Raw genomic sequence first — 14,157 nt, 5'->3', positions numbered from 1 at the left:
GGTTCGTCACCACCCGGGGAAAGCCGAAGCGCGCCGGGGCTTTGCCGGGGCCACGAGCGGCCACGTATAATCGAGCTTTTGCCGCGTCTCGCAGAGGTGGGAATGGACAAGATTCTGGTCAGGGGTGCACGCACCCACAACCTCCAGCAGATCGACGTCGAGCTGCCGCGGGACAAATTGATCGTGGTCACCGGCCTGTCCGGTTCGGGCAAGTCCTCGTTGGCCTTTGACACGCTTTATGCGGAAGGCCAGCGCCGCTATGTGGAATCGCTCTCCACCTATGCCCGCCAGTTCCTGTCGATGATGGAAAAGCCGGATGTCGACCACATCGAAGGTTTGTCGCCGGCGATCTCCATCGAGCAGAAGTCCACGTCCCACAATCCTCGCTCCACCGTCGGCACCATCACCGAGATCTACGACTACCTGCGCCTGCTCTACGCCCGCGCCGGCACGCCGCGCTGCCCCGAGCACGGCGAGGATCTCGAAGCCCAGACCATCTCGCAGATGGTCGACCAGGTCATGGCCCTGCCCGAAGGCAGCAAGCTGATGCTGCTGGCCCCGGTGGTCAGTGGTCGCAAGGGAGAACACCTGCAGCTGCTCGCCGAGTTGCGCGCCCAGGGCTTCGTCCGCGCCATGGTCGATGGCCAGGTACTCGAACTCGACGACATCGCCCCGCTGGACAAGAACAAGAAGCACGACATCAGCGTGGTGGTCGACCGCATCAAGGTTCGCGATGGTCTGGCACAACGCCTGGCCGAATCCTTCGAGACGGCGCTGGGACTCGCCGAGGGCACGGCCGTGGTGCATTTCATGGACGGCGAGGCCGAGGATATCGCCTTCTCGTCGCGCTTCGCCTGTCCGGTGTGCGGCTATTCCATCGCCGAACTCGAGCCCCGGATGTTCTCCTTCAACAATCCGGCCGGCGCCTGCTCAACCTGCGACGGCCTCGGCGTCCAGCAGTTCTTCGCGCCGGACAAGCTGATCAGCCATCCCGAGCTGTCGCTGGCCGAGGGCGTGATCAAGGGCTGGGACCGCCGCAGCGTCTACTACTTCAATCAACTCCAGGCAGTGGCCGATCATTATCGCTTCACCCTCGAGACGCCCTGGCAGGATCTGGCTCGCCACGAACGCGACATCGTCCTCCACGGCAGCGGCAGCGAAGACATCGCGTTCAGCTACGTCAATGACCGCGGCCGCAAGGTGACCCGCGAGCATCCCTTCGAGGGCGTGCTGCCCAACATGCAGCGCCGTTACCGGGAAACCGAATCCAGCGCGGTGCGTGAGGAGCTCTCCCGCTACATCTCGACCCAGGCCTGTCCCGCCTGCCAGGGCAGTCGTCTGCGCAAGGAGTCCCGTCACGTCTACATCGACGAGCGCACCCTGCCGGAGGTGGTGGGCCTGCCGATCGGGGAGTCGCTGCGCTACTTCCAGGAGCTCTCGCTGCCCGGACGACGCGGCGAGATCGCCGAGAAGATCCTCAACGAGATCCGGGCACGGCTGGAATTCCTCGTCAACGTGGGGCTCGACTACCTCAATCTGGAGCGCAGTGCCGAGACGCTTTCCGGCGGCGAGGCTCAACGCATCCGCCTGGCCAGCCAGATCGGCGCCGGCCTGGTGGGGGTCATGTACATCCTCGACGAGCCCTCCATCGGCCTGCACCAGCGCGACAACGACCGCCTGCTCAAGACGCTGGAACGCCTGCGCGACCTGGGCAACACCGTCATCGTGGTCGAGCACGACGAAGACGCCATTCGCGCCGCCGACCATGTGCTCGACATCGGCCCCGGGGCAGGCGTGCATGGCGGCCGTATCGTCGCCCAGGGCACGCCCGACGACATCATGGCAACACCAGACTCGCTGACCGGCCAGTACCTGGCCAGGCAACGCCGCATCGAGGTACCGCCCTGGCGAATTCCCGGCAATCCCGAGAAGCAGGTCGTGCTGTCTGGCGCCTCCGGCAACAACCTCCAGGATGTCACCCTGACGCTTCCGCTGGGGCTCTTCGTCTGCGTGACAGGCGTCTCGGGGTCCGGCAAGTCGACGCTGATCAACTCGACGCTGATGCCCATCGCCGCCCGCGAGCTCAACCGCGCGACCGCGCTGAGCCCCGCTGCCTACGAGAGCATCGAAGGGCTCGAGGCGCTCGACAAGGTCATCGACATCGACCAGAGCCCCATCGGTCGTACCCCTCGCTCCAACCCGGCCACCTATACCGGTATCTTCACGCCGATCCGCGAACTCTTCGCCGGCACCCAGGAAGCCCGAGCACGCGGCTACAAGCCGGGGCGCTTCTCCTTCAACGTCAAGGGCGGCCGCTGCGAAGCCTGCCAGGGCGAGGGCATGATCAAGGTGGAAATGCACTTCCTGCCGGACATCTACGTGCCCTGCGATGTCTGCAAGGGCAAGCGCTATAACCGCGAGACCCTCGAGATCGCCTACAAGGGCAAGAGCATCCACGAGGTGCTCGAGATGACCGTCGAGGAAGCCCTGGAGTTCTTCTCGCCGGTGCCGGCCATTGCCCGACGCCTGCAGACGCTGATGGACGTGGGACTGTCCTACATCCGCCTCGGCCAGAGCGCCACCACCCTGTCCGGCGGCGAGGCGCAACGCGTCAAGCTTGCCCGCGAGCTGGCCAAGCGCGACACCGGCAAGACGCTCTACATCCTCGACGAGCCGACCACCGGCCTGCACTTCGAGGACATCCGCCAATTGCTCACGGTACTGCACCGCCTGCGCGACCACGGCAATACCATCGTGGTCATCGAGCACAACCTGGACGTGATCAAGACCGCCGACTGGCTCATCGATCTCGGCCCCGAAGGCGGCTCCGGCGGCGGGCGCATCATCGCCGAAGGCACGCCCGAACAGGTCGCCAAGCAGGAAGCCTCGCACACCGGCCGCTTCCTCAAGCCGATACTGGAACGCGCCAAGGCGCCCAAGGGCCAGCCGGAGACAACGGCATAGAAGAAGAAAGCAGGAAGAAGAGGCGTAAGTCCAGACACTGCGGCGTCACGGGCTTTCTTCCCTCTTAAAGGCGCCAAGTGCGGTTCTCCCTTCTTCCAGCGTCGTCAGTCGCGTTCTTCCTTAGGCGCGTAGCGACGCTCTTCGCCCTCCCGCTTCCGGCGCCACCGGGCATAAAAAACCGGCTCCCTACGGGAGCCGGTTTTCGTATCGGCCTTGAGTCGCGCGACGCGAGGATCAGTCCTCGGCGGCTTCCTCGACGACCGGACGGTCGACCAATTCGACGTAGGCCATGGGGGCGTTGTCGCCGGTGCGGTAACCGCACTTCAGCACACGGACGTAACCGCCCGGACGCTCGGCATAACGCGGACCCAGCTCGTTGAAGAGCTTGCCGACCGTTTCCTTGGAACGGGTACGGCTGAAGGCCAGGCGCCGGTTGGCGACGCTGTCCTGCTTGGCCAGAGTAATCAGCGGCTCGATATGACGACGCAGTTCCTTGGCCTTGGGCAGGGTTGTCTTGATCACTTCGTGCTCGACCAGCGACACGCACATGTTCTTGAACATGGCCTGACGATGTGAGCTGGTACGATTCAGGTGACGACCACTCTTACGATGACGCATGGTTGTGATTCCTTACCAAACTGGGACTCGAGTCGACGCTCACGCGGAGGCCTTGTCGTCCTTCAGGCTAGCGGGCGGCCAGTTCTCCAGCCGCATGCCGAGGGACAGACCGCGGGCGGCCAACACGTCCTTGATCTCGTTCAACGACTTCTTGCCGAGGTTCGGGGTCTTCAGCAGCTCCACCTCGGTGCGCTGGATCAGGTCCCCGATGTAATAGATATTCTCGGCTTTCAGACAGTTGGCGCTGCGAACGGTCAACTCGAGATCGTCCACGGGGCGCAGCAGGATCGGATCGATGTGATCCTCTTCCTCCTCGACTTCCTGTTCCTTGTCGGCTTCCAGGTCGACGAACGCGGCCAGCTGCTCTTGCAGGATGGTAGCGCTGCGACGGATCGCCTCTTCCGGATCCAGGGTACCGTCGGTTTCCAGATCGATGATCAGCTTGTCGAGGTCGGTGCGCTGTTCGACACGCGCCGCTTCGACGGAGTAGGAAACCCGACGGACGGGGCTGAAGGTCGCATCCAGCTGCAGGCGGCCGATGGCGCGAGACTCATCGTCGGCGTCGCCACGCACGTCGGCCGGCTCGTAGCCACGGCCACGCGCGATCTTGAGCTGCATCTTCAGCTCGGCTCCCTCGTTGACGTGGGCGATGACATGCTCGGGATTGACGACCTCGACATCATGGTCGAGGGCGATGTCACCCGCTGTCACGACGGCCGGGCCCTGCTTGTTCAGCGAGAGCACTGCCTCGTCGCGGCTATGCATCTTGATCGCCACGTCCTTGAGGTTCAGGAGGATCTCGATGACATCTTCCTGGACACCCTCAATCGCGCTGTACTCATGGTCGACACCGGCAATCTCGGCTTCCACCACGGCACAGCCGGGCATGGACGAGAGCAGGATGCGACGCAGTGCATTCCCCAGCGTGTGGCCGAAACCACGCTCGAAGGGTTCGAGCACGATCTTCGCGTGATGTGCGCTGATCTCTTCGACCTTGATATCGCGAGGACGGAGAAACTCTGTCACTGAACGCTGCATATGAACACCTTTCAGGCTGCCAAACGGATACTCGGTTCTGAGGGCCGCTTCCCCATCGGGAAGCGGCGCGGCCCGGCCGCTTATTTCGAGTACAGCTCGACGATCAGGTTTTCGTTGATGTCGGCAGACAGGTCACCGCGTTCAGGCAGAGCCTTGAAAGTGCCTTCCATCTTCTTGGCATCGGTCTCGACCCAGGCCACGTCACCACGGTTGGCGGCGATGCCCAGGGCATTCTGGATGCGGGCCTGGTTCTTGGCCTTCTCGCGAACGGAGACCACGTCCCCCGGCTTGACCTGGTAAGACGCCACGTTGACGGTCTTGCCATTGACGGCGATCGCCTTGTGGCTGACCAGCTGACGCGCCTCGGAACGCGTGGAGCCGAAGCCCATGCGGTAGACGACGTTGTCCAGTCGGGATTCGAGCAGTTGCAGCAACAGCTCACCAGTCGCGCCCTTCAGACGGGCCGCTTCCTTGTAGTAGTTGCGGAACTGCTTCTCGAGCACGCCGTACATGCGACGTACTTTCTGCTTCTCGCGAAGCTGCAAGCCGTAGTCGGAAATACGCTGACGACGCTGGCCGTGCACACCCGGGATCTGCTCGGATTTGCACTTCTTCTCGAAGGGAGTGACACCGCTCTTCAGAAAGAGGTCGGTGCCTTCACGACGAGACAGTTTGCACTTCGGTCCAATGTAACGAGCCATGAATCTGTCTCCTTAAACGCGGCGTTTCTTCGGCGGACGGCAGCCATTGTGGGGAATGGGCGTCGCGTCGGTGATGCTTTGCACGCGGAAGCCGGCGGCATTGAGTGCACGCACGGCGGATTCACGACCCGGACCGGGGCCTTTGACCAGCACGTCGACGTTTTTCACACCATACTCGGCTGCAGCGGTCGCTGCACGTTCACTTGCCACTTGAGCAGCGAACGGGGTGCTCTTGCGAGAACCACGAAAACCCGAACCACCGGCAGTCGCCCAAGAGAGCGCATTGCCCTGGCGGTCTGTGATCGTAATGATCGTGTTGTTAAAAGAGGCGTGGATATGCGCGACCGCATCCACTACCTGCTTTTTAACCTTTTTACGGTTGCTACGCGGGTTAGCCATGTTGATGTCTATTCCTGTCGTTACGCCAGAACGTGCGTGTTATTTGCGGATCGGCTTGCGCGGGCCCTTGCGGGTACGCGCATTGGTCTTGGTACGCTGACCGTTCAGCGGAAGACCACGACGATGACGCAGACCACGATAGCAACCCAGGTCCATGAGACGCTTGATGTTCAGCGTCACATCACGACGAAGATCGCCTTCAACGGTATACTTGCCGACCTCGGTACGCAGGGTGTCCACTTCCTCAGAGGACAGGTCCTGAACCTTGGTGGTCGGTGCAATGCCGGCCGCGACACAGATTTCCTGAGCGCGTGTACGGCCAATCCCGAAGATATAGGTCAGCGAGATCGCCGCATGCTTGTTGTCCGGGATATTGACGCCTGCTATACGGGCCATCAGCTTACTCCGAAGTTTACGAAAAACCGCTTGAACGGCTTGACGGGGCGAACCGCAGTGCTGCGCTTCGCGCCGCTCACCGATTCACTCGGTATTTTCTGAGCGGCTTGCTCGTTTGATCATCTACAAAAGGCGCAACAGCATACCCCTTTCCCTACCAAAGGGCAAGGGGCATGCCGGCACCCGGTTCATCACAACCCAGGGCTTTCAGCCCTGGCGCTGCTTGTGCCGCGGCTCGCTGCAGATGACGCGCACGGCGCCATTGCGACGAATGATCTTGCAGTTACGGCACATTTTCTTCACGGAAGCTCGAACTTTCATCGTTCTTTCTCCAAATTCGGCTCTCGGCCGCCCAAATCGATCGGCGGCGCCTTCAGCGCATGATGCCGCCGCTGCCGTAGCCTTTCAGGTTCGACTTCTTCATCACTGACTCATATTGATGCGACATGAGGTGCGATTGCACCTGGGCCATGAAGTCCATGATGACCACTACCACGATCAACAGCGACGTACCGCCAAAGAAGAACGGCACGTTCCAGGCCACGATCAGGAACTGGGGCATCAGGGAAACCGCAGTGATGTAGAGAGCACCGAACAAGGTCAGACGCGTCATGACCTTGTCGACGTAGCGAGCGGTCTGCTCGCCGGGACGGATACCCGGCAGGAAAGCTCCCGACTTCTTGAGATTGTCGGCAACATCCTTGGGGTTGAAGACCAGCGCTGTGTAAAAGAAGCAGAAGAATACCACCGCCGCCGCGAAAAGCAAGATGTAAAGCGGCTGACCGGGCCCCAGTGCCTGGGATGCCCGCTGCAACCACTCCATGCCATCCCCGGCACCGATCCACTGTCCCAGCGATGCCGGGAACAGCAGGATGCTCGAGGCGAAGATCGCCGGAATCACACCCGCCATGTTGACCTTCAGCGGTAGATAGCTGCTCTGACCGGCATACATCTTGTTGCCGACCTGACGACGTGGGTAATTCACCGTGAGGCGGCGCTGGCCTCGCTCGATGAACACCACGAAGGCCACGGTGGCGATGCCCAGCGCGGACAGGGCCAACAGCGGCAGCACGTTCCAGGCGCCTTCATTACGGGCCAGCTCGAAGGCCTGTCCCACGGCACCCGGCAACCCGGCGACGATCCCCGAGAAGATCAGCAGCGAAATACCGTTGCCGATGCCCTTCTCGGTGATCTGCTCACCCAGCCACATCAGGAACACCGCCCCGCACACAAAGGTCACGATAGCGGTGAAATAGAAACTGAAATCGGCCGTATAGGCGATCCCCTGGCTCGCCAGGCCTACCGACATGCCGGTAGCCTGAATGAGCGCCAGGAGCACGGTGCCGTAGCGCGTGTACTGGCTGATCTTGCGGCGGCCGGCCTCGCCTTCCTTCTTCAACTGCTCGAGCTGGGGCGAGACCGCGGTCAGCAGCTGCATGATAATCGACGCCGAGATATAGGGCATGATGCCCAGGGCGAGGATACTCATGCGTTCCAGGGCACCGCCCGAGAACATGTTGAACATGCCCAGGATGGTGCCCTGCTGCTCCCTGAACAAGGCAGCAAGCTGGTCAGGATTGATACCGGGAACGGGGATGTGGGCACCGATACGGTAGACCACGATGGCGAGGAGCACGAAGCGCAGACGCGCCCACAGTTCACTCAGACCGCTGCCCATCGCCGGCATGTTTCCTGACTTGGCCATTTAGTCCTCTACCTTGCCGCCGGCGGCTTCGATCGCGGCGCGGGCACCCTTGGTGACCTTGAGGCCGCGGACGGTAACCGCCTTGTTCAGTTCGCCGGAAAGGATCACCTTGGCATACCGCGTGGCATCCTTGAGCACGTTGGCTTGCTTGAGGGTGTCGAGGGTGACTTCGCCACCTTCGACCCGGGCCAGTTCGGCCAGGCGGACTTCCTCGGAAGCCAGCGCCTTGGCGGAAGTGAAACCGAACTTCGGCAGACGACGCTGCAGCGGCATCTGGCCGCCCTCGAAGCCGGGCTTCACGCTACCGCCACTACGCGACTTGAGACCCTTGTGGCCACGGCCACCGGTCTTGCCCAGACCGGAACCCATGCCACGGCCGACGCGCTTCTCGGCGTGCTTGGAGCCCGGTGCCGGGCTCAGGCTATTGAGTTTCATGGATTACTCTCCCTCAACACGCACAAGGTAGTTGACCTTGTGGATCATGCCGCGCACGGCAGGGGTGTCTTCCAGTTCGACCGTATGACCGATGCGACGCAGGCCGAGGCCCTTCATGGTGGCCTTGTGCTTGGCCAACACGCCGATGGTACTGCGGGTCTGGGTAACCTTGATCGTTGCTGACATGGTCCTTACCCCGTGATCGCTTCGACTGACAGACCGCGCTTGGCGGCCACGTCTTCCGGCGACCGTTGGGCAGTCAGACCATTGACGGTCGCCCGCACCACGTTCACCGGGTTGGTTGAGCCGTAGCACTTGGCCAGGACGTCGTGGACGCCGGCCAGCTCGAGCACGGAACGCATGGCGCCGCCAGCGATGATCCCGGTACCTTCGGAAGCCGGCTGCATGTAGACCTTGGAGGCGCCGTGACGGGCCTTGACGGAATACTGCAGCGTGCTGCCGGACAGGTTGACCTTGACCATGTTGCGACGCGCCTGGTCCATGGCTTTCTGAATCGCCACCGGGACCTCGCGAGCTTTGCCGCGACCGAAGCCGACACGCCCGTTACCGTCGCCGACGACAGTCAGGGCGGTGAAGCCGAAGATTCGGCCACCCTTGACCACCTTGGCGACACGGTTGACCTGCACGAGCTTTTCCTGCAGATCGCCGTTTTGCTGTTCGTTCTTCGCCATCGTAAAACCCTTTAGAATTCCAGGCCGCCTTCACGAGCGGCGTCGGCCAGGGCCTTGACGCGGCCGTGGTACTTGAAACCGGCGCGATCGAAAGCCACTTGGGTGATGCCAGCCTGCTTGGCGCGCTCGGCAATCATTTCGCCGACCTTGCTGGCGGCGTCGACATTGCCGGTCGCTCCCTCGCGCAGCGTCTTGTCCAGCGTCGAAGCACTGGCCAGGACCTTTCCACCATCCGGCGAGATGATCTGCGCGTAGATGTGGCGCGGGGTACGATTGACGCACAGGCGATGCACGCCCAGCTCGCGGATCTTGGCACGAGCGCGGCGGGCACGACGGAGACGAGATTCTTTCTTCGCGTTCATAACCCTGCCTTACTTCTTCTTGGCTTCTTTGCGACGGATCTGCTCGTCGCCATACCGAATACCCTTGCCCTTGTAGGGCTCGGGCGGACGGAAGGCGCGGATTTCCGCGGCAACCTGGCCGAGCTTCTGCTTGTCCGCGCTCTTCAGCACGATAGTGGTGTTCTTCGGCGTTTCAGCCGTGACACCTTCAGGCAGTTCATAGTCGACCGGGTGGGAGAAGCCCAGTGTCAGGTTGAGCGTCTGGCCTTTCGCTTGTGCACGATAACCGACGCCGTTGATTTCGAGGGTCCGGGTGAAGCCCTCGGACACACCCGTGACCAGGTTCTGAACCAGGGCACGAGTAGTGCCGACCATCGCCCAGCTCTTGGCGGACTCGCTCGGCTGGAAAGTCAGCTGACCCTCTTCCTGGCCGATTGTCACGTCGGGATGCACGGCCATGGACAGCGAGCCCTGGCCTCCCTTCACGGACAGCTGGTCGCCATCGAGCTTGATCTCGACGCCGCTGGGCAGTTTAACCGGATATTTGGCTACGCGGGACATTCCAAACTCCTAGAATACGGTGCAGATGACTTCACCACCGACACCAGCCTGACGAGCCGCGCGGTCGGTCATCACCCCCTGGGAGGTGGTGACGATCGCGATACCCAGGCCATCGGCAACCTTGGGCAGGGAATCCTTGCCCTTGTAGCTGCGCAGAGACGGCTTGGAGACCCGCTGCAGATGCTCGATGACCGGCTTGCCTTCGAAGTACTTGAGTGTCACGTTCAGCTCAGGCTTGACCGAGCCGCTGACGTCATAGTCAGTGACGTAACCTTCTTCCTTCAGCACGCGGGCCACCTCGACCTTGAGCTTGGAGGACGGCATGGAAACCGTCTCCTTGGTGGCCATCTGCGCATTGCGGATACGGGTGAACATATCCGCCAGAGTGTCTTGCATGCTCATTTACGTTGCGCTCCTGATGATTCTACGTGGCGTTACCAGCTGGACTTCTTGAGTCCGGGCACGTCGCCACGCATGGCGGCTTCACGCAGCTTGTTGCGGCCAAGACCGAACTTGTTGTAGTAGCCGTGCGGACGACCGGTGACGCGGCAGCGATTGCGCTGGCGAACCGGGCTGGAGTCACGCGGCAGCTGCTGCAACTTGAGCTGTGCGTCGAAGCGCTCTTCGTCGGAAGCGTTCACGTCCTGGATAATCGCCTTGAGCTCGGCGCGCTTGGCGGAGAACTTCTCCACCAGCTTGGCGCGCTTCGCTTCACGCTCTACCATGCTTTTCTTTGCCATGATCCCACCCTTATTTCTTGAACGGGAAGTTCAGCGCGCCGAGCAGCGCACGACCTTCTTCATCGGTGTTGGCGGTGGTGGTAATGGTGACATCCAGACCACGGATCCGGTCGATCTTATCATATTCGATCTCCGGGAAGATGATCTGCTCACGCACCCCCATGGAGTAATTGCCACGACCGTCGAAGGACTTCGGGTTGAGACCACGGAAGTCACGAACGCGGGGGATCGCGATATTCACCAGGCGATCGAGGAAGTCCCACATGCGCTCACGACGCAGAGTCACCTTGATCCCGATCGGCCAGCCTTCACGCACCTTGAAGCCCGCGATGGACTTGCGTGCCTTGGTTACCAGCGGCTTCTGACCGGACAGCTTCTCCAGGTCGCCGATGGCGTTGTCGATCAGCTTCTTGTCGCTGATCGCGTCGCCGATGCCCATGTTCAGAGTCACCTTGGTGATCCGGGGCACCTGCATCACGTTGGCGTAGCTGAACTGCTCTTGCAGCTGAGCCGCCACCTCGTTTTGATAACGTTCTTTCAAGTTCGCCATTTTGCTACCCGACTCGCGTTAAGCGTCGATCTGCGCTTGCGTCGACTTGTAGATACGTACCTTGGTACCGTCTTCCTGAACCTGGAAGCCGACGCGATCCGCTTTACCGGTCTCCTGGTTGAAGATGGCAACGTTGGACGCGTGAATCGGAGCCTCGCGCTCGACGATACCGCCCTGATTACCCGCCATGGGGTTGGGCTTGGTGTGACGCTTGATCATGTTCACACCGGACACGACATAACGCTCGTCCTTGAGGACGCGCTTGACCGTGCCACGCTTGCCCTTGTCCTTGCCGGCGATGACGATCACTTCGTCGTCACGTTTGATCTTTTGCATATCCGCCTCGCTCCTTACAGCACTTCAGGCGCCAAGGAAATGATCTTCATGAACTTCTCGTTGCGAAGTTCACGGGTCACCGGCCCAAAGATCCGGGTACCAACCGGCTGTTCGTTGATGTTGTTCAACAAAACCGCCGCATTTCCATCGAAGCGAATCAGCGAGCCGTCGTTACGACGGACGCCACTACGGGTGCGAACCACTACCGCCTTGAGGACCTGGCCTTTCTTGACCCTGCCACGCGGGATAGCTTCTTTCACCGTGACCTTGATGATGTCACCCACGCGGGCATAACGGCGGTGGGAACCGCCGAGCACCTTGATGCACTGCACCCGGCGCGCCCCGCTGTTGTCGGCGACATCCAGCATTGTCTGAGTCTGAATCATCGGTTTTCTCCAAACCTAATCTGACTGCGCAGGCTTGACTGGCGTTAGCCGATCAACCCTTGGCCTGTTCGACGACTTCGACCAGCGTCCAAGCTTTCTTCTTGGACAGCGGACGGCACTCCTCGATGGACACCGTGTCACCGGCCTTGGCCTGGTTGGTCGCGTCGTGGGCGTGCAGCTTGGTGGAGCGCTTGACATACTTGCCATAGATCGGGTGGCGCTCACGACGCTCGATCATGACGACGATGGACTTGTCCATCTTGTCGCTCACCACCTTGCCGGTGAGCGTACGGGCTTTCTTTGCTTCGGCCATCTCAGACACCTGCCTTCTCGTTGAGCACAGTCTTCACACGGGCAATATCCCGACGAACCTGCTTGAGCAGATGAGTCTGGCTCAGCTGGCCGGTGGCCTTCTGCATGCGCAGGTTGAACTGCTCACGGAGGAGTTCGAAGAGCTGCTCCTGGAGCTGTTCTGCTGACTTCTCGCGAATTTCCTGGGCTTTCATCACATCACCGTCCGTTTCACAAAGGTGGTGGAGACCGGGAACTTCTGTGCGGCCAGGCTGAACGCCTCGCGAGCCAGCTCCTCGGATACGCCTTCGATCTCGTACAGGACACGGCCGGGCTGGATCTGTGCGACCCAGTACTCGACAGAGCCCTTACCCTTACCCATGCGGACTTCCAACGGCTTCTTGGAAATCGGCTTGTCGGGGAAGACCCTGATCCAGATCTTGCCGCCACGCTTGACGTGACGCGTGATGGCACGACGACCGGCCTCGATCTGACGGGCGGTGACACGGCCACGACCAGTGGCCTTGAGGCCATACTCGCCGAAGCTTACCTTGTTGCCGCGATGCGCGAGGCCGCGATTACGGCCCTTCTGCACCTTGCGGAACTTGAGACGCTTGGGTTGTAACATCGATTCGCTCTCCCCTTACCTGGAACCTTTCTTCTTGGAGGGCGCGCCTTGAGACTGCTTGGCCTTGGCGCGGACCTCCTCGATGCCCCCGAGGATTTCACCTTTGAAGATCCAGACCTTGACACCGATGATGCCGTAGGTGGTCTTGGCTTCGTAGGTGGCGAAGTCGATGTCCGCACGCAGGGTATGCAGCGGCACGCGACCCTCGCGGTACCACTCGGTACGGGCGATTTCCGCACCGCCGAGGCGGCCGGAGAGCTGCACCTTGATACCGCCGGCGCCCAGGCGCATGGCGTTCTGGACGGAACGCTTCATGGCACGACGGAACATCACGCGACGCTCGAGCTGGCCGGCGATGTTCTGCGCGACGAGCTTGGCGTCGAGCTCCGGCTTGCGGACTTCCTCGATGTTGACGTGCACCGGCACGCCCATCATCTGAGCAAGATCACGGCGAAGCTTGTCGACATCCTCGCCCTTCTTGCCGATCACGATACCCGGACGTGCGGTATGGATGGTGATACGGGCGTTGTTGGCCGGACGCTCGATGATGATATTGCTCACCGAGGCGTTCTTCAGGCGCTCCTCGAGGAAACGACGCACCTCGAGATCGTTGTTCAGCTTGTCGGCATAGGCGCCGCGCTCGGCATACCAGACCGAGGTATGGTCCTTGACGATACCCAGGCGGATGCCTGTCGGATTGACTTTCTGACCCATCTGGTCGACTCCTACTTCTCGGCTACCTTGACGGTGATGTGGCAGGTGCGCTTCAGGATACGGTCCGCACGGCCCTTGGCCCGCGGCCGAATGCGCTTGAGCGTCATGCCCTCATCGACGCAGATGGTCGAGACACGCAGCTCGTCGATATCCATGCCGTTGTTTTCTTCCGCGTTCGCAATGGCGGACTGCAGCACTTTCTTGACCAGCTTGGAGGCCTTCTTCGGGGAGAAGGTCAGCAGGTCGAGTGCCTCGGCGACCGGTTTACCGCGCACCTGGTCAGCCACCAAACGGGCCTTCTGGGCGGATAAACGAGCGCCACGCAGCTTTGCTGTGACTTCCATCTCTAATCCTCTCTCGGCTTACCGTTTGGCTTTCTTGTCCGCCGCATGACCGCGATACGTGCGGGTGGCAGCGAATTCGCCCAGCTTGTGGCCAACCATTTCCTCGGAGACATGCACCGGGACGTGTTGGCGACCGTTATGGACTGCAATGGTGAGCCCGACCATGTTGGGCAGGATCATGGAACGACGCGACCAGGTCTTGATCGGTTTGCGGTCGTTCTTTTCCACTGCAACCTCAACCTTCTTCAACAGGTGAAGGTCAATAAAAGGACCTTTCTTCAGTGAACGTGGCACAGCCGTTACCTCTTGATGTCTTGG

Annotated in this window: 24 protein-coding genes; 1 reads left to right on the top strand and 23 read right to left on the bottom strand. The window is 61.3% G+C overall.

Annotation, left to right across the window (positions count from 1 at the left end):
* Positions 1–102: 102 nt before the first annotated feature.
* Entirely contained in the window at positions 103–2,964 is a 2,862-nt protein-coding gene (uvrA, locus tag A9O65_RS13965; protein ID WP_064702403.1) for an excinuclease ABC subunit UvrA, read from the top strand.
* 234 nt (positions 2,965–3,198) lie between these two features.
* On the opposite strand, the gene rplQ is transcribed toward uvrA, so the two are convergent.
* From rplQ to rpsS, 23 genes are all read right to left on the bottom strand, one after another.
* A complete protein-coding gene (rplQ, locus tag A9O65_RS13960) occupies positions 3,199–3,582 on the bottom strand; it encodes a 50S ribosomal protein L17 (RefSeq protein WP_013331017.1) in 384 nt (127 codons plus the stop codon).
* Positions 3,583–3,621: 39 nt separating this feature from the next.
* Positions 3,622–4,620, bottom strand: a complete 999-nt coding sequence (locus A9O65_RS13955; RefSeq protein ID WP_064700151.1) for a DNA-directed RNA polymerase subunit alpha — start codon at positions 4,618–4,620, stop codon at positions 3,622–3,624.
* Between the two features lie 80 nt (positions 4,621–4,700).
* The gene (rpsD, locus tag A9O65_RS13950) at positions 4,701–5,321 is read right to left on the bottom strand and encodes a 30S ribosomal protein S4 (protein WP_064700150.1); all 621 of its coding nucleotides are present in this window, start codon (positions 5,319–5,321) and stop codon (positions 4,701–4,703) included.
* A gap of 12 nt (positions 5,322–5,333) precedes the next feature.
* Positions 5,334–5,720, bottom strand: a complete 387-nt coding sequence (gene rpsK / locus A9O65_RS13945) for a 30S ribosomal protein S11 (RefSeq protein ID WP_013331014.1) — start codon at positions 5,718–5,720, stop codon at positions 5,334–5,336.
* Between the two features lie 39 nt (positions 5,721–5,759).
* Complete coding sequence (gene rpsM / locus A9O65_RS13940; RefSeq protein WP_064700149.1) at positions 5,760–6,116, bottom strand: 30S ribosomal protein S13; 357 nt, start codon at positions 6,114–6,116, stop codon at positions 5,760–5,762.
* 207 nt (positions 6,117–6,323) lie between these two features.
* Entirely contained in the window at positions 6,324–6,437 is a 114-nt protein-coding gene (rpmJ, locus tag A9O65_RS13935; protein ID WP_008959154.1) for a 50S ribosomal protein L36, read from the bottom strand.
* Positions 6,438–6,489: 52 nt separating this feature from the next.
* Entirely contained in the window at positions 6,490–7,821 is a 1,332-nt protein-coding gene (secY, locus tag A9O65_RS13930; RefSeq protein WP_064700148.1) for a preprotein translocase subunit SecY, read from the bottom strand.
* Positions 7,822–8,256 carry a 50S ribosomal protein L15 gene (rplO, locus tag A9O65_RS13925; RefSeq protein WP_064702402.1) on the bottom strand — a complete coding sequence of 145 codons (435 nt, stop codon included), beginning with the start codon at positions 8,254–8,256 and terminating at the stop codon, positions 7,822–7,824.
* Positions 8,257–8,259: 3 nt separating this feature from the next.
* Entirely contained in the window at positions 8,260–8,442 is a 183-nt protein-coding gene (rpmD, locus tag A9O65_RS13920) for a 50S ribosomal protein L30 (protein WP_013331010.1), read from the bottom strand.
* 5 nt (positions 8,443–8,447) lie between these two features.
* Positions 8,448–8,948: a 30S ribosomal protein S5 gene (gene rpsE, locus A9O65_RS13915; RefSeq protein ID WP_064700146.1), complete on the bottom strand. Its 501-nt coding sequence runs from the start codon at positions 8,946–8,948 to the stop codon at positions 8,448–8,450.
* An 11-nt stretch (positions 8,949–8,959) separates the two neighbouring features.
* Positions 8,960–9,310 (bottom strand): 50S ribosomal protein L18, encoded by a 351-nt coding sequence (gene rplR, locus A9O65_RS13910; protein WP_064700145.1) that lies wholly within the window; start codon positions 9,308–9,310, stop codon positions 8,960–8,962.
* A gap of 9 nt (positions 9,311–9,319) precedes the next feature.
* On the bottom strand, positions 9,320–9,850 hold the full coding sequence (rplF, locus tag A9O65_RS13905; RefSeq protein ID WP_064702401.1) for a 50S ribosomal protein L6: 531 nt from the start codon (positions 9,848–9,850) through the stop codon (positions 9,320–9,322).
* Positions 9,851–9,859: 9 nt separating this feature from the next.
* Positions 9,860–10,252 (bottom strand): 30S ribosomal protein S8, encoded by a 393-nt coding sequence (gene rpsH, locus A9O65_RS13900; protein ID WP_064700143.1) that lies wholly within the window; start codon positions 10,250–10,252, stop codon positions 9,860–9,862.
* Positions 10,253–10,284: 32 nt separating this feature from the next.
* Positions 10,285–10,590, bottom strand: coding sequence for a 30S ribosomal protein S14 (rpsN, locus tag A9O65_RS13895; RefSeq protein WP_013331005.1), 306 nt, complete (start codon positions 10,588–10,590; stop codon positions 10,285–10,287).
* Between the two features lie 10 nt (positions 10,591–10,600).
* Positions 10,601–11,140: a 50S ribosomal protein L5 gene (rplE, locus tag A9O65_RS13890; RefSeq protein ID WP_013331004.1), complete on the bottom strand. Its 540-nt coding sequence runs from the start codon at positions 11,138–11,140 to the stop codon at positions 10,601–10,603.
* Between the two features lie 18 nt (positions 11,141–11,158).
* The gene (gene rplX, locus A9O65_RS13885) at positions 11,159–11,476 is read right to left on the bottom strand and encodes a 50S ribosomal protein L24 (RefSeq protein WP_064700142.1); all 318 of its coding nucleotides are present in this window, start codon (positions 11,474–11,476) and stop codon (positions 11,159–11,161) included.
* A 14-nt stretch (positions 11,477–11,490) separates the two neighbouring features.
* Complete coding sequence (gene rplN / locus A9O65_RS13880; RefSeq protein WP_064700141.1) at positions 11,491–11,862, bottom strand: 50S ribosomal protein L14; 372 nt, start codon at positions 11,860–11,862, stop codon at positions 11,491–11,493.
* Positions 11,863–11,914: 52 nt separating this feature from the next.
* Positions 11,915–12,175 (bottom strand): 30S ribosomal protein S17, encoded by a 261-nt coding sequence (gene rpsQ / locus A9O65_RS13875; RefSeq protein ID WP_064700140.1) that lies wholly within the window; start codon positions 12,173–12,175, stop codon positions 11,915–11,917.
* Between the two features lies 1 nt (position 12,176).
* Positions 12,177–12,368 (bottom strand): 50S ribosomal protein L29, encoded by a 192-nt coding sequence (gene rpmC / locus A9O65_RS13870; RefSeq protein ID WP_013331000.1) that lies wholly within the window; start codon positions 12,366–12,368, stop codon positions 12,177–12,179.
* Positions 12,368–12,781 (bottom strand): 50S ribosomal protein L16, encoded by a 414-nt coding sequence (gene rplP / locus A9O65_RS13865; RefSeq protein WP_013330999.1) that lies wholly within the window; start codon positions 12,779–12,781, stop codon positions 12,368–12,370. The genes rpmC and rplP overlap by 1 nt, the downstream gene beginning before the upstream one ends.
* A 15-nt stretch (positions 12,782–12,796) precedes the next feature.
* Positions 12,797–13,495 carry a 30S ribosomal protein S3 gene (gene rpsC, locus A9O65_RS13860; RefSeq protein WP_064700139.1) on the bottom strand — a complete coding sequence of 233 codons (699 nt, stop codon included), beginning with the start codon at positions 13,493–13,495 and terminating at the stop codon, positions 12,797–12,799.
* A gap of 11 nt (positions 13,496–13,506) precedes the next feature.
* Complete coding sequence (gene rplV / locus A9O65_RS13855; protein WP_013330997.1) at positions 13,507–13,839, bottom strand: 50S ribosomal protein L22; 333 nt, start codon at positions 13,837–13,839, stop codon at positions 13,507–13,509.
* An 18-nt stretch (positions 13,840–13,857) separates the two neighbouring features.
* Positions 13,858–14,133, bottom strand: a complete 276-nt coding sequence (gene rpsS / locus A9O65_RS13850) for a 30S ribosomal protein S19 (RefSeq protein WP_013330996.1) — start codon at positions 14,131–14,133, stop codon at positions 13,858–13,860.
* Positions 14,134–14,157: the final 24 nt, after the last annotated feature.

The organism is Halomonas caseinilytica, assembly GCF_001662305.1.
Taxonomy (GTDB): Bacteria; Pseudomonadota; Gammaproteobacteria; order Pseudomonadales; family Halomonadaceae; genus Halomonas; species Halomonas caseinilytica.
Note: the sequence above shows the minus strand (reverse complement) of the source record. Positions and strands in the feature narration are given on the sequence as shown.

What these genes read in the sequence shown, in the direction of transcription:
- rplP (WP_013330999.1), bottom strand. Translation starts at nt 12,781, where the DNA reads ATGTTACAACCCAAGCGTCTCAAGTTCCGCAAGGTGCAGAAGGGCCGT.
- rpsE (WP_064700146.1), bottom strand. Translation starts at nt 8,948, where the DNA reads ATGGCGAAGAACGAACAGCAAAACGGCGATCTGCAGGAAAAGCTCGTG.
- rpsC (WP_064700139.1), bottom strand. Translation starts at nt 13,495, where the DNA reads ATGGGTCAGAAAGTCAATCCGACAGGCATCCGCCTGGGTATCGTCAAG.
- rpsH (WP_064700143.1), bottom strand. Translation starts at nt 10,252, where the DNA reads ATGAGCATGCAAGACACTCTGGCGGATATGTTCACCCGTATCCGCAAT.
- rplO (WP_064702402.1), bottom strand. Translation starts at nt 8,256, where the DNA reads ATGAAACTCAATAGCCTGAGCCCGGCACCGGGCTCCAAGCACGCCGAG.
- rpmJ (WP_008959154.1), bottom strand. Translation starts at nt 6,437, where the DNA reads ATGAAAGTTCGAGCTTCCGTGAAGAAAATGTGCCGTAACTGCAAGATC.
- A9O65_RS13955 (WP_064700151.1), bottom strand. Translation starts at nt 4,620, where the DNA reads ATGCAGCGTTCAGTGACAGAGTTTCTCCGTCCTCGCGATATCAAGGTC.
- rplN (WP_064700141.1), bottom strand. Translation starts at nt 11,862, where the DNA reads ATGATTCAGACTCAGACAATGCTGGATGTCGCCGACAACAGCGGGGCG.
- rpsK (WP_013331014.1), bottom strand. Translation starts at nt 5,720, where the DNA reads ATGGCTAACCCGCGTAGCAACCGTAAAAAGGTTAAAAAGCAGGTAGTG.
- uvrA (WP_064702403.1), top strand. Translation starts at nt 103, where the DNA reads ATGGACAAGATTCTGGTCAGGGGTGCACGCACCCACAACCTCCAGCAG.
- rplV (WP_013330997.1), bottom strand. Translation starts at nt 13,839, where the DNA reads ATGGAAGTCACAGCAAAGCTGCGTGGCGCTCGTTTATCCGCCCAGAAG.
- rplX (WP_064700142.1), bottom strand. Translation starts at nt 11,476, where the DNA reads ATGCAAAAGATCAAACGTGACGACGAAGTGATCGTCATCGCCGGCAAG.
- rpmD (WP_013331010.1), bottom strand. Translation starts at nt 8,442, where the DNA reads ATGTCAGCAACGATCAAGGTTACCCAGACCCGCAGTACCATCGGCGTG.
- rplR (WP_064700145.1), bottom strand. Translation starts at nt 9,310, where the DNA reads ATGAACGCGAAGAAAGAATCTCGTCTCCGTCGTGCCCGCCGCGCTCGT.
- rpmC (WP_013331000.1), bottom strand. Translation starts at nt 12,368, where the DNA reads ATGAAAGCCCAGGAAATTCGCGAGAAGTCAGCAGAACAGCTCCAGGAG.
- rpsM (WP_064700149.1), bottom strand. Translation starts at nt 6,116, where the DNA reads ATGGCCCGTATAGCAGGCGTCAATATCCCGGACAACAAGCATGCGGCG.
- rpsD (WP_064700150.1), bottom strand. Translation starts at nt 5,321, where the DNA reads ATGGCTCGTTACATTGGACCGAAGTGCAAACTGTCTCGTCGTGAAGGC.
- secY (WP_064700148.1), bottom strand. Translation starts at nt 7,821, where the DNA reads ATGGCCAAGTCAGGAAACATGCCGGCGATGGGCAGCGGTCTGAGTGAA.
- rpsQ (WP_064700140.1), bottom strand. Translation starts at nt 12,175, where the DNA reads ATGGCCGAAGCAAAGAAAGCCCGTACGCTCACCGGCAAGGTGGTGAGC.
- rpsN (WP_013331005.1), bottom strand. Translation starts at nt 10,590, where the DNA reads ATGGCAAAGAAAAGCATGGTAGAGCGTGAAGCGAAGCGCGCCAAGCTG.
- rplF (WP_064702401.1), bottom strand. Translation starts at nt 9,850, where the DNA reads ATGTCCCGCGTAGCCAAATATCCGGTTAAACTGCCCAGCGGCGTCGAG.
- rplE (WP_013331004.1), bottom strand. Translation starts at nt 11,140, where the DNA reads ATGGCGAACTTGAAAGAACGTTATCAAAACGAGGTGGCGGCTCAGCTG.
- rplQ (WP_013331017.1), bottom strand. Translation starts at nt 3,582, where the DNA reads ATGCGTCATCGTAAGAGTGGTCGTCACCTGAATCGTACCAGCTCACAT.